13 protein-coding genes are annotated in these 13,524 nt (G+C 22.0%); 3 read left to right on the top strand and 10 right to left on the bottom strand.

What is annotated here, in order from left to right; all coding sequences use genetic code 4:
* Positions 1–75: 75 nt before the first annotated feature.
* From MCAN360_RS05465 to MCAN360_RS05455, 3 genes are read right to left on the bottom strand one after another with little or no spacing between them, the layout of a single operon-like run.
* The gene (locus MCAN360_RS05465; RefSeq protein ID WP_045433840.1) at positions 76–1,248 is read right to left on the bottom strand and encodes an ABC transporter permease subunit; all 1,173 of its coding nucleotides are present in this window, start codon (positions 1,246–1,248) and stop codon (positions 76–78) included.
* On the bottom strand, positions 1,241–2,194 hold the full coding sequence (locus MCAN360_RS05460) for an ABC transporter permease subunit (protein WP_045433838.1): 954 nt from the start codon (positions 2,192–2,194) through the stop codon (positions 1,241–1,243). The genes MCAN360_RS05465 and MCAN360_RS05460 overlap by 8 nt, the downstream gene beginning before the upstream one ends.
* A gap of 22 nt (positions 2,195–2,216) precedes the next feature.
* Positions 2,217–3,161, bottom strand: coding sequence for a variable surface lipoprotein (locus tag MCAN360_RS05455; RefSeq protein ID WP_045433835.1), 945 nt, complete (start codon positions 3,159–3,161; stop codon positions 2,217–2,219).
* A gap of 174 nt (positions 3,162–3,335) precedes the next feature.
* On the opposite strand from MCAN360_RS05455, the gene MCAN360_RS05450 reads away from it, so the two are divergent.
* Genes MCAN360_RS05450 through recU form a run of 3 tightly spaced genes read left to right on the top strand, consistent with a single transcriptional unit; the run spans position 3,336 to position 6,814 of the window.
* A complete protein-coding gene (locus MCAN360_RS05450; RefSeq protein ID WP_045433833.1) occupies positions 3,336–4,184 on the top strand; it encodes an MAGa7180 family putative nuclease in 849 nt (282 codons plus the stop codon).
* Positions 4,177–6,255: a UU173 family protein gene (locus tag MCAN360_RS01615; RefSeq protein WP_045433830.1), complete on the top strand. Its 2,079-nt coding sequence runs from the start codon at positions 4,177–4,179 to the stop codon at positions 6,253–6,255. Before MCAN360_RS05450 ends, MCAN360_RS01615 begins: the two co-directional genes overlap by 8 nt.
* A gap of 55 nt (positions 6,256–6,310) precedes the next feature.
* Complete coding sequence (gene recU, locus MCAN360_RS01610) at positions 6,311–6,814, top strand: Holliday junction resolvase RecU (protein ID WP_045433828.1); 504 nt, start codon at positions 6,311–6,313, stop codon at positions 6,812–6,814.
* 61 nt (positions 6,815–6,875) lie between these two features.
* Here recU and MCAN360_RS01605 read toward each other — a convergent pair whose 3' ends face one another.
* The 7 genes from MCAN360_RS01605 to topA all read right to left on the bottom strand — a co-directional run bounded on the left by MCAN360_RS01605 (position 6,876) and on the right by topA (position 13,505).
* The gene (locus tag MCAN360_RS01605) at positions 6,876–7,172 is read right to left on the bottom strand and encodes an HU family DNA-binding protein (protein WP_045433824.1); all 297 of its coding nucleotides are present in this window, start codon (positions 7,170–7,172) and stop codon (positions 6,876–6,878) included.
* A gap of 63 nt (positions 7,173–7,235) precedes the next feature.
* Complete coding sequence (locus MCAN360_RS05445) at positions 7,236–8,207, bottom strand: NAD(P)H-dependent glycerol-3-phosphate dehydrogenase (protein ID WP_045433821.1); 972 nt, start codon at positions 8,205–8,207, stop codon at positions 7,236–7,238.
* Entirely contained in the window at positions 8,207–9,526 is a 1,320-nt protein-coding gene (gene der, locus MCAN360_RS05440) for a ribosome biogenesis GTPase Der (RefSeq protein WP_045433818.1), read from the bottom strand. Before der ends, MCAN360_RS05445 begins: the two co-directional genes overlap by 1 nt.
* 2 nt (positions 9,527–9,528) lie before the next feature.
* On the bottom strand, positions 9,529–10,197 hold the full coding sequence (gene cmk, locus MCAN360_RS01590) for a (d)CMP kinase (protein ID WP_045433815.1): 669 nt from the start codon (positions 10,195–10,197) through the stop codon (positions 9,529–9,531).
* Between the two features lie 57 nt (positions 10,198–10,254).
* Positions 10,255–10,449 (bottom strand): hypothetical protein, encoded by a 195-nt coding sequence (locus MCAN360_RS05435; RefSeq protein ID WP_045433813.1) that lies wholly within the window; start codon positions 10,447–10,449, stop codon positions 10,255–10,257.
* A gap of 13 nt (positions 10,450–10,462) precedes the next feature.
* Complete coding sequence (locus tag MCAN360_RS05430) at positions 10,463–11,575, bottom strand: hypothetical protein (RefSeq protein ID WP_045433811.1); 1,113 nt, start codon at positions 11,573–11,575, stop codon at positions 10,463–10,465.
* Between the two features lie 94 nt (positions 11,576–11,669).
* Complete coding sequence (topA, locus tag MCAN360_RS01575; protein WP_045433809.1) at positions 11,670–13,505, bottom strand: type I DNA topoisomerase; 1,836 nt, start codon at positions 13,503–13,505, stop codon at positions 11,670–11,672.
* Between the last annotated feature and the right edge of the window lie 19 nt (positions 13,506–13,524).

Raw genomic sequence — 13,524 nt, 5'->3', positions numbered from 1 at the left:
TTTAAAATAAAATTAGACACAAACAAAAAATGTGTCTAATTTTTTATTATTTATATTTAAAAAAATGTTTAAATTTTAGTTAAATTTAGGATTTAAAGAATTTGATAATCCAGAAGATAAAAGCTTTAAATTTAAACTAAATAAAATAAGAAAAATTGAAATAAAAATTAAATATGATGGATTTTCAGAAACTAAGCCAATTGCTTCTTTTAGAACTGAGCCAATATTTAAATTATTTGAATCGTTTATAAAATCTAAAAATGCTAACGATGATACTATTAAAATATTAATCGAAAATCTTTCAACTAACATAATCATAAAATTAGCAAAAATATATCTAAAAATATGACTATATGCTATTTTTCATTTTGATAAGCCACTTGCTTTAGCGGCAATTATAAATTCTTTATTTAATATTAATTTTATTTCATCTTTTGCAAACTTATAATACGAAAATCAACAAATCAAGGATAATAATATAAGCATTGCATATCAAGTTGTTCCTATAAATATTGATAATAAAAATATTCAAATTATCTCAGGTATTACACTTATTGAATTTATTATTTTGTCAATAAAATTAATAAACCAATTATTTTCATAAATATTTACTACTAAGGCTATATTAAATGCAATAAAAATATTTATAAATATAGCTAATAAAATTAAAGAAATAGTTATTCAAATTGTTGTAATTGATCTTGAATAAATATCGATTCCTTGGTTATTTGTTCCTAAATATAGACCGTTTGGAATATTTATAGTATTATTTGTGTTTTTATTTAAAATATTCACTGCTTTTATTAAATTATAAGGGTTATAAATTAATGTTACAATGTCTGTATAAACCGTTTGATCTCCACCTATTTCTTTAGACGAATCAAAATCAATCCAAAAAACAAGTTGACGATGATTTTTTAAAGCATCAGCATATTCAATGTTAGCTATGTTTCTAATAAATTCTAGTTCTTTACCACGATTAAAATTTCTAGTAATTGTTTGATTAAAATAAGATGGCAAATTATTTACTAAATTAGTAGTATGATCTATTGATTTTGAAGGTGAGTTCTTAATAAAAAAAGTTGCAACTAATAAAGATAAAATAAGGATTATAAATAAAATAAATCAACTTAAATTTAATTTATTACCAAAAAATCTTTTTCAATATTGTTTAGTTGAATTTGTATGAATAGTATATCCAATTTGATTATTTATTTTTCTTTTTGAAAATCTGAAAAGGTTATTCATATAAACCTCTTTTTTTATTCTTTATTTTAATAAAACTTTTCTTTATTAAAATAGGATTTAACTTTTGAATTAATAGTTTATTTATTATCAACAAAATTGAAAGTAAAACAAAATTAAAAGTAAAGTAAAACATTATAATATCTAACTCACCTTTTTGAAAAGCAAAGGAAATTAACAAACTCTGACCTGGAATTGAAAAAATTCTTTCTATTAATATTGTTACAGTAAATAATAAAACATAAATTAAAAAGAACAAATTTAGCTCACTAATAAATAATTGCTTAAAAACAATTTTTCTTAATAATTGTTTTTTATTTAGACCAATTGTTTTTCCAAAAAGATAATAATCAGATTTTAAAATTTCAAGTGTTCTTTTACGTGATTTTGAGAAAAATATAGCAACAGTAGGAAATGAAGAAATTAATATTGGAACTAAAATAGATACAAATGTAAATTTATTATTTAGAAATTGTGAAGGGTAACCAAATATTGAAGAATTAGTTAAAGCTAGTAGTGCAATTATTAAAAGTGGTAGTGCTCCTAAAAAGGAAATAAATATTGAAATTAAGACATCGAAACTTTTATTTATTTTATAAGCTGAAGTAATTCCTAAAATATTTCCGAGAATAAAACTAAATATAAAAATTAAAAAACTTAGTAAAAAAGTTCATTTAAATTGGTTTATATACAATAGAAATATATTATTTTGTGCATTTGATAATTCAAAAGAATATATGATACCACTTTTAAAAGTAAAAAAATTATTGAAAAAATGTTTTAGCCTATTCCCATAATTTGAAGAAATTTTTGAATAAACCGCTAGGTTTTTTTTAATTTGTGGTTCGATTAAAATATTAATTGCAAAAAATATAATAATTAACGCAATAAAAAAAACAAAAAAATAAAAGACAATATTTCTTAATAATTTTAATTTATTATTAAGCATAAATTAAGCCTCCTATTTTTTATTAATCATGTTCTTGAGTGTTGTTTTCTAATTCAATTATCAATTGCTTTTCTAAAATAATATTTTTATGATCATTATTACTATAAAAACTCATTAATAATTTCATTTTATTTTTTTCAATTATTGTTTTTTGTTTATTTTCGAATTCAATTTTAAAATTAGTGTCATGATCATTAGAATTTATTTTACTAATTTCTATATATTCTTTAAGCTTTTTAAGTAAAGAATTAAATTCTTTTTCCTGTTCGTTTTTTAATAAGCTTAATAAATTAGATTTTTCATTATTATTTAATTTTTTAATTAATGAAGTACCAAATTTTCAATCTAAAATAATTTCTGATAATTCAACTTTTTTAAAACCATTTAATTCAAATCTCTCAGTTTTATTTAATAGTTGAAATTTAATATCTAGATGTATTTGTCCACTCTTGTCATGAGCATGTGTTGAAGATGCTATACTTAATTTTTCATTTTCGGCTAAATCATTTTCTTCAACTGAAATTGAGTATTTTTTAAAAATTTCTTTAGCTTTTTCTCATGAATTAGCATTTTTTAATTCATTAACAACTTCACTGGCTTTAACATTGCCTTGATTTTTAACTATTTTTTTAACTACAAGACCCGATTTCTCTTCGGTATTTCTATTATTAAATGAACTAATAGAATTTTCAATTTTTGTTATTAAATCATTTAGTTTTTGTATATCGCTTTCATCTTTTTTTATATTATTAATTTCATTTAATAAATTTTGAGCGTTATTTTTTTCATTTTCATCTTCTTCGTATTGAACTATCATGGTTAAATCAGAAATTTTATTTTTAATTAAACTTATTTTTTCTGAATTACTTTCTTTATTTTTATTTGCACATGAAGCTGCAATTAAAGGAAAAGAAAAAAATGTCAATAGTGGTGATAATGTTAAAACGATTTTAATATTTTTTCTCATGATTATACCTTTATTTAATATTTGAATTATATAAAATTATAACAAATTTTTCTTTACTATATTTTTATTATTTTTGCAAAAAAATAAATAATATTTAATTTTTAATTAATATATTTATTCATAATAAAAAAGTTAAATTATATTTATAATTTTCTTATAAGAGGTACTTTAAATATGGAAGAAATTAAAAATATTAAAATTCCAACAAGAAAACATTACAACGGAAATCAATATAATATTGATTTCCAAAATAAAGTTGTAAGACTAACAGAAGAATATCATAAAAAACTACTTTTATTAAAACCAGGCAGCATCGGTGGATTTAGAAAAATAACTGGTTCTGCATTAGGCGATATTTTAAAATTAACACCTTTTAATAGTGAATTTGCTGCTTTTGCAAGACTTGCTAATTTTGCTTTACCAGTTTTAGATAAAAAATATGTTAACGCTGGAGTAGTATTAGAACCAAAAATTATTGATAAAATTGAGAAAAAATTTAATTTTAATATTAAAAGATTTGAAGCACATCAATATAACTACGATTTTTTTAAGGATAATACTTTATTTGGAGGTTTGCCTGATGGATATTTAGAAGATCAAAAAATAATTATTGAAATAAAAACAGCCGGTATTAAAAAATTAGAATCATGAAACGAAGGTTTAATAAACCCTGCTTATATTAAACAGGCACAACTTTATTCTTATTTAATGGGAGTAAAAAAATTTACAATAGTTGCATGTTTTTTGGAAGAATCTGATTATTATAATTTAGACAATGTTGATATTAATAAAAGAGTGATAAAAAATTGATTTTTCAATGTTAATGAGCAACAAGTAATGGATGATATGAAAACTTGCGAAGAGTGGTATAAGAAATATACAATTTCAGGAATTAGCCCCATTTGAAACGATACGCTTGATCAAGATTTAATAAAATATTTATCGTGCTCAAATTTTGAGGATTGAAAAAATCTTTATTTAGAATGAGTTGAAATTGGAAAAGCCATACCAGAATATGAATAAAGACAAAAAATATTTTACATTTAAAGATTTTTTAAAAGCTAACCAATCTCACCCATGATTTATTTTTAATAAAGTAGAAGATTTAGTTTTTAAACTAAAAAATAAAAAGAAAGATGATATTTTTGATCAAATAAATTTTTATAATGAGGAAATAAATAACTTAATTTTTAAAGCAAATAATGCTAAAAAAATATTAGATGACAAAGAAAAAGAAAAATATAATCAATTAACCATTTATGAAAAAGTTGATTGAATTCTTCAAAATAATGTACTGAGCAATAATGATAATGATGAACAACAAGAAGAAGATAATATTGAATTTCTAAAGGATTTATTTGTCGAATTTGAACTTATCGCCTCTGGTTCTGATCAAGTTTTTAACCAAGCAGTAAAATGAATTTATGACTTTTATAAAAATGAAAAATCTATTGATATCAATAAAATAAAAATTATATCAATTAAACAAAATACAGAACAACGATTAAAAGAAACCAAAAAAGCGATTGAAGATGGTTTTTTATTAATTATTAATCCTGTTTTTGAATGAGAAAATTGTTGCTGTAATTTATTGTTTGCGGATATAAAAAATAAATGTTTTGGAAATTTAATTTATTCAAACAAAACTGAAGTTAAAAATATTTTAAAGTCATATTTTGATTATCATATTACGAAAAACTATATAAATAACTTAGAAGAAATTTATATTTTAAAACCTGCGTATCAAAAAAACAAAAACATAAAAAAAGGAATTTTAAAATTTAATCTTACTCCTTATTGTTCATACAAAAATAGTAAACCATCTATTGATGAGGAAAAAATAAAAAGATTATCAGAAAAAGAAGTTGAATCTATTTATACAATGGATCCAAATTTCAATTATTCATCAAACAAGACAAAAAAAGATAATATAAAAATTATTGATCATGTTCTCAGTGATTTAACTAATACTAAAATTGATTTTAATGAAAAAAAATTACCGGATGTAAAAATTAATAGCGATAATAAGTATTCTTGTTCGTTTAATGAATTTATAAAAATAATTAAGAATAAAGATAATATTAAAATCGACATAAATTTAAATAACGAAGATTCTTTTAATGAAATATGCAGCAAATTTGACATAAAAGAAATAATGCCGATAAAATATCCTAATTATTCATTTTCATCTAAAAAAGTATTAGAAACAATATCAAATTTTGATTGTCAAATAGACATCTTAAAGCAAAAACAAGTCAAAAAATTTTATGATAATAATTTAATTTCTATAAATCCTGAAATTGAGAATTGTTTTGAATATCAAGTTATTTTAGATAATAATTCAAAAATTATTTGATTTGATTTTGAAGGTGTAACTTTGTCTGCTCCAATGTTGGATTATTTACCTGGATTTAGACAAGTAATTTCTCAAACATCAATAATAAAAACAAAGAATAATGAAATTTATGAACAAAATGATTATGTCTATGACCCTTTAAAATTTGATTTAAATACTTATAAAAAAATAATTGATGATCTATATGATGAAGAAGCTAAATATTATATTATTTACAATATAGGATATGAAAGAGCTAGAATTAAAGAAATTCAAGAACAATTTGATATTTATTTTGAAAAGGGAGATTTAAAAGAAGATCAGTATAAAAAATATACACATAAAATAAAATTTATAATTGATAAATTAGTTGACTTATATAATTTATTTAAAGGTGTATCGAATAACAAAAAAAAGTTAATTTCAGATCGAATTATAAATATTGGTTTTATAAAAGGGGTTGCATCTATTAAAAAAATTGAATATTTTGTTACCCATAAAAAAATTGACAAATACTTAAAGCATAAAATAATTCCATATGCGACACTTGCTGTTAAAAACGGTTCTGCAGCATTATCAATAGCAGTTACAAGAGCATTAAATTTAATAAAAGATAATGAATGAAATAAAAAAATAATAGATTTAAAAAAATATTGTCACAACGATGTTATGGCAATGCTAATGACGGCAGATTTAATTAAATTTTTAATGGAAAATAAAGAAGAATATTTTAAAAATTTTAAGGACTATAATATATAAAAAAACAAGAATAATTAGGGAAAAATAATCCCTAATTTTATGTTTTAATTTTTATATGAGCGGCAATTTTAAAAATAGAGGAATGCTTTTAGAAACAATAATAAATCAAACAAATGAATTTTATTTTAAAAATAATATTTGCTTAATACATAAAAAAAATCTTGATGTAAGCTTTAAATCGGTTTCATTAAAAAATAAAAAACTTAATTTGCAAGAAGCTACTATAAAATGTAAAAGTTCGGTTGATTACTATGGTGTTTTTCAAGGTAAATTTATAGCTTTTGAAGCAAAAAGCACTGAGGATAATGTTTTACCGTTGAGTAATATAAAAAAACACCAAATTGAGTATTTAAATTTAATTATTAAAAATAAAGGTATTGCTTTTTGAATATTTTATTTTAAGGTTTATAATACTTTTTTACTGGTAATGCATGCTGATTTTTTAAAATTTTTAAATAAGAAAAAAGTGATGCATTTTTATGATGCACAAAAAATGGGAGTTAAATTAAAATTATCATTTCCAGGAATTTTAGATATCGTTGAAAATATCACTTTTTAATTTTTTATAATAAAAATACTCCTTAACATTAATCAAAAAATGTTAAGGAGTGAATTTCTTATTATTTTTTATTTTTTTTATAAATTCGATCGACTTCTGATTTTAAAACATCGGAAAATTTAAATCTAGGGTCTAATTTTGCTGGAACTTCTATGTTTTCTTTAGTGATATTATGTTGTTGAGATTTAGCGGGAACAAATTTGGAAGAAAATACACCAAAACCTGAAATGCTAATTTGTCTTTCATTAGCTATTTCTTCAATCAAAATTTTTATCATTTCATCAAAAATTGATTCAACCATAGCTTGTTGAAATCCAGTTTCTTCTGATGTTTTTTTAATTAGCTCTTTTTTTGTCATAATATTTCCTTTCTAAATTTGTTTTAATAGTCTTATTATTTATAATAAAATAAAAAATAATTATTAAATTTTTTTAATTAAATTATTAATTATTTTTTGTGGGTTTACTTTATTATATACTATTTTATAAACGGCATTAATTAATGGTAAATTAATTTTTAATTTATTTTTATTTTGAAAATAAACATATTTTAAAGCATAAAGCCCTTCAACAGTTGTATTTTTATTATTACTATTATTAAAAAAATTTTTTCCAAATTGGTAATTTCTTGATTTATTAGATAAACCCGTTAACATCAAATCACCTACTCCACATAAATCATAAACTGTTTCAATATTACCTTTTAATGCGTGTACGTATTTTTTCATTTCTTTTAAGCCGAATGTTAAAATTGCGGTTTGTGTATTTGTTGAATACCCTAATCCTTCAGCCATTCCTGATGCTATTGCTAAAATATTTTTAAAAATGGAACCAATTTCAGCGCCAATAACATCATTGTTTATAGATACACCAAATCAACTATTAGAAAAAATTTTTTTAACTTTTTTGGCATAAAAAATTTTTTCGGAAACCGCATTAACAATAGTAATATTTTTATTTATTATATCTATAGCAAAAGAAGGACCTATTAGCGAAACTATTTCTTTTATATTTTTATTTTTCTTAGCTATTTTTTTCATACCTTCGTGAATAAAATTTTCACTATTTGGTCAAAAACCTTTAGCAACATTAATAATAACAGTAGGATTTTTAATTTGATCTACTAAATTATTAAATACTTCTGGAATAAAACGTGTTGGAATTGCAATAAGAATATAATCAGCATTTTCAATAGCTTTATTTAATACATTAGTTGTCTTAAAATTTGTAATTAATTTATTATTAAAGTGCTTAGAATTAAAACCATTTTTTAAATCATTTAATTCATATTGATCAATACCATAAATTATTACATCATGTCCGTTTTCTTCTAAAATAGATGCACAAGCTGTACCCATAGCTCCGCTACCTAAAATAGCAATTTTATTTTTCATTATTTATTTTCCTCTTTTTTATTTTTGTTTTTTAAAATCAAATTAATAGGAGTTCCTGAAAAATTATAGTTCTGTCTAATTTGATTTTCAATGTACCTTAAATAAGTAAAATGAGCACATTTAACATCATTTACAAAAAGTAAAAATGTAGGAATTTTTCCATCTATTTGTTTTGAAAATGTAATTGATAATCTTTTTCCTTTAATTGGCGATGCAGGTTTAATCATTTGAGCAGTCATCATTATGCTATTTAGTTGGTTAGTATTAATTTTCCTTGAAATGTTATTTTTAACATTAATTATTTCTTCTTTAAGCTTATTAATTCTTTGTTTATTTTTAGCTGAAATAAAAATAACTGGAGCTCAATCAACAAATTTTAATTTTTTTGATAAGTTTTTCTTGTAAATAGCCATTGTATTTGTATCTTTTTCGATTAAATCTCACTTATTTACAATAATTATTAATGGTTTTTTTAATTCATAAGCAATACCAATAATATTTTGGCTAAAGTGACTTACTTCTTCGGTTGCATCTAACATTAGTAAACACAAATCTGCTTCTTGAATAGAATCAGTAGCTCGCATAAGTGCATAGTGTTCAATGCTATCGGTTAATTTACTTTTTCTTTTTATTCCGGCTGTATCTATAATTTCAAATTCCTCATTATTTATAGTAACAAAAGAAGAAACTGAATCTCTTGTTGTTCCGGCGATATTTGAAACAATTGATCTTTCTTCGTTTGATAGACAATTTAACAAAGTTGACTTTCCTGCATTAGCTGGACCTAAGATAGTTAATTTAAAATTTTGAGAATTATTTTCTTTATTTGTAACAAAATTATTTATAACTTCATCTAATAAATTTCCAATCCCGTCACCATGTATTGCACTTATTGGAAAAATTTTTTCAAAACCAAGTTTATAAATTTCACTATCAAAAAAATAATTATTATTTGATTCTAGTTTATTTAATGCTAATAATACTATTTTATTTGATCTTCTTAAAATGCTAGCAACAAAAAAATCTTCTGTTGTTAATGGTTGACGACCATCAACAATAAAAATAATAATTTGTGCTTCATTAATAGCAATTTCAGCTTGCTTTTTAATATCTTCCTTAAAATTACCATTTTCTTGTGTAATTCCGCCAGTATCAATTATATTAAAATTATATCCCGATCAATTAGCAACATCATAAATTCTATCTCTAGTTACTCCAGGAGTATCATAAACAATTGACTTTCTTTTATCGATTATTTTATTAAATAAAGTTGATTTTCCAACATTAGGTTTTCCAATTAATGCAATTGTATTTTTCATAATTATCCTAACCTTTTCATTACTTCATCTAACATAACTTTAAAATTCTCTTCAACACTCATATCTGTTGAATCAATTTTTATACTACCTTCAGTTACCATCAAAGGATCAATAGCTCTATTTGTATCATTGAAATCACGTATTTTAATGTCTTCTAATATTTTTTCATAATCGCATTGAATACCTAAATCAATATTTTGTTTTTGTCTTCTTTTTGCCCTAATTTCGGGTGTTGCTCATAAAAAAAATTTAACTTCTGCATCTGGTAAAATACGATAAGTTGCATCACGCCCATCAACGATTATACCTTTATTTAAACTTCCGAATTGTTGTATAAATTGATTTATTTTTAATCTTAGAGATTGAAACTTTGCAATATTTGAAGCAGCTAAGGAAACATAACTTTCTCTTATTTTTAATGAAATATCTTCATTTCTTAAAAATACTTTTTCATCGGAAGTTATATATAAATCATTAAAATTTCATGAATTATTAATTGCTTGTTCATCTTTTAAATCAATATTATTTTGAAGAGCATTATAAGCAACGGCTCGATATAAATTACCGCTACTTATAAAATTATACCCAAGCTTTTTCGCTAACATTTTTGACATAACAGTTTTTCCTACTCCTGAGGGTCCATCAATAGCTATATTAATTTTCTTTTTCATAATTTAGTTTCTTTTCTCCTTAAAATTAAAAATATTAATTTAAAAAATAAATCAAGATTACTTTAAATCATTTAACCTATTTAAAAAATCTTGACAATTTTTTTTGTGTTCATTACAATCAACAAGAGGATCTTTCAATAAATTTATTTCATTATCTAAATTAATTTTTCATTTGTTTTTTTTAACAATTTTAATTAGTTTTTTATTTTCTTTTATTTCTTTTTTTATTAATTTTAAAATATTTTTTTTCATATTTATTTTTTACTTAAACTTCTAAAGTAAATATTTTAATTTGACTTTCACTTTTTATTATTTTGTTAGTTTTATTTTCGAATTTATATACAATTTTTAATTCATTTAGTCCTTTTTTTGGATTTCAAGTTACAAATGCATCGTTATCTTTTTCGCTTCCAGGAATAATTTTAAAATTATTTTCTGGATATATATCTGGAAAAGCATCTGTTTTATTAATTGCATCGATAAATCAATTAAATATTTCATTTTGAAAAGAAATATTTGTAAATACCTTCTTTTGTTCTTCTTTTAAATTATTTATTTTATCTCTTAATTGATTAATTTCTTGTATTTCAGAATTACTTTTATTATTTATTTTTTCAATATATCTAATTCTTTGTTCTGAAGATAATATTTCTTTTTCGAGTTGTTTATTTAATAAATCATACTTTTTAATAATTTCTTCTGCTTCTTTTTTAATTTCTGATCATCTTTTTAAAAATTCAGAACCTTGATATGTTTTTAAATCATTTGATAAAAATTTAACTATTTGACTTGATTTAAAATAATATTTTGAATTTGGAGTTGATTTTATTTTATTAGTTTCAAAAACACCAGTAGCATATTTATAATTTAAATATATCTCAAAATGAACTCTTAATGAATTTTTATCCTCTTTTACTTCTTCCAAACCAATATATCTAAAATCTAAGAATTTTGTTTTTTCAAAGTCTAAACGATTATTAATTTTATTATTCAAAAAAAGATTAGCATCAAATGGTTTTGGTTTATTTTCAATTATTTTTTTATATTTATTTTTATTTTTTTTGACTTTTGATTCATCTTTAATTTCTGGATATTTTTTAAAATATTCATCTAATTTTTTTTGTGATTTTTCTTTTTGATCATTAAAATCTGTTAATAAATCTTTAGCAATAATTGCGCCAACTACACGATTTTCAATTTTTATTTCATTTACTGCTTTATTAAATTTTTCAACACTTCAATATTCCTTTTGAATACTTCTTGAATTCTTAATTACAAAATATGTTGCACCAGCTATAGCTGATAATGTAAGCGTCGGAATTATAAATAAAGTTCATATCCCAGAAATTTTTTTAATTCTTTTGATTTTAGTTTTCATGATATCAATTTTACTATTTTAAATTAATATTTAAAATAAATATTAAAAAATAAAATACATTTAGACTTTTGTTTTTAATGTATTTTATTTAAAATTAAGATTTTTTTCGACGATAATATTTTTTATTAGGATTATCAATATTTTTAATATAGCGACAACTAGGGAATGCAGAACAACCAATAAATTTTTGCTTTTTAATTTTTGTATATCGATAAACTAAGTTTGCATTACATTCAGGACATTTTTCGTCTAACATATTAGGTTCTAAAATTGTTATATTTAACTCGTCCTTAATATCATTGTATCTTTGGTTAAAACTATTTCAGAATTTTTGCATAACATTCTTGTAATCTTCATTTCCTTCTGAAATTAAGTCTAATTTTCCTTCTATTTTAGCCGTATATTCTTCGTTAATTGTTTTAGGGAAACTAGTTAAAAGTTTTTCTAAAACAATTTTTCCAAATTCACTCGGCACTAAATAACCATCATTTAATTCAACAAATAGTCTTTGTTTAATAACAGAAATTGTTGATGCAAATGTTGAAGGTCTACCAACTTTTATATCATCTAATTTTTTAATTAATGAACCTTCAGAATATCTACTTGGAGGAAGTGTTTGTTTATCTTCTTTAATAAATTCTTTAGCCTTAATAACATCACCTTTTTTAAATGAAGGAATATTAATAATTTCTTCAGTTCCTAAATAGGCATAATATCCATCAAAAATAACTTTACTAAATGACATTCTAAAGTATTTTCCATCTTGTTTTAAGTTGAATTTATGAATTTCTTTTTCAGGTGTTGTCATTAATGAAAGTATTGTTTTATCATAAATAATTTTATAAATATAAGCATCAACATCATTTAAATTGTATTTTACTTTAGCGTCTTCAGGTGTTAAATCAATCTGTGTTGGTCTTATTGCTTCATGAGCATCCTGTGTTCCTGAGAAACCCTTAATTTCTTTAGCTATATATTTTTCACCAAAGCGATTCTCAATATATTTTCTCGCTTTTAAAATAAACCCTTCGCTTAATCGTGTTGAATCTGTTCTTGGATAAGAAATTAATCCACTTTCAAATAATTTTTGCGCTGAAACTTGAACGACTTGTGAGTTATATTTAGCTTCTTTATACAAAATTGATTGTTTAAAAGGAGTGTATGCGCTTTCTTTTCTTTTTGTAATTGAAATTTCATCAACAATTAATTCATAATTACTTTTTAATAATTGGTTTAAAATTAAATCAGCATTATCACGAGATAGCCAAGTATTATCATCAAAATCCTTATTTTGTTTTAAATATAAACTAGCGTTTAAATTATTTTCTAAATTTACGTTTATTTTTGAATATAAAATAGGATTAAAATTTTCAATTTCTTTTTCACGATCACAAACTAATTTTAAGGCAATAGATTGTACTCTACCGGCAGAAGGATAAGTAGGAGCATTTTTAATTTTTTGTTGCATAAGTTGAGATAATCTAAAACCTATAATGCGATCAAGCATTCTTCTAGATTTTTGTGCATTAACTAGATTATTATCAATTTCTAAAGGATTTTCAATTGCAAATTTTATTGCTTCTTCAGTAATTTCATTATATTTAATTCTTTTGTATTTATTATCTAATTTTAAAGTAGTAACCAGATTATTAGCAATTGCTTCACCTTCACGATCAGGGTCAGTTGCAATTAATACTTGATCAGCTGGTTTAGTTATTTTTTTTAATTCCGAAATAATATTTTTTTTCAAAGGATCAGGAACCATTTTAGGTTCTCAATTTTCAAAATCTATACCTAAATTATTTAGTCCAGTAGTCGAAAGTTTTAAAATATGACCCACACTTGCTACAACTCTAATTTCATCACCAACTATTTTTTGTATTGTGTGAACTTTATTTGGTGATTCGACAATCATTATTTTATTCATCATATTGCCTCTTATTTTAAAT

This window comes from Metamycoplasma canadense, assembly GCF_000828855.1.
Classification (GTDB): Bacteria; Bacillota_I; Bacilli_A; order Mycoplasmatales; family Metamycoplasmataceae; genus Metamycoplasma; species Metamycoplasma canadense.
This window is presented reverse-complemented; position numbering and strand designations above follow the sequence as displayed.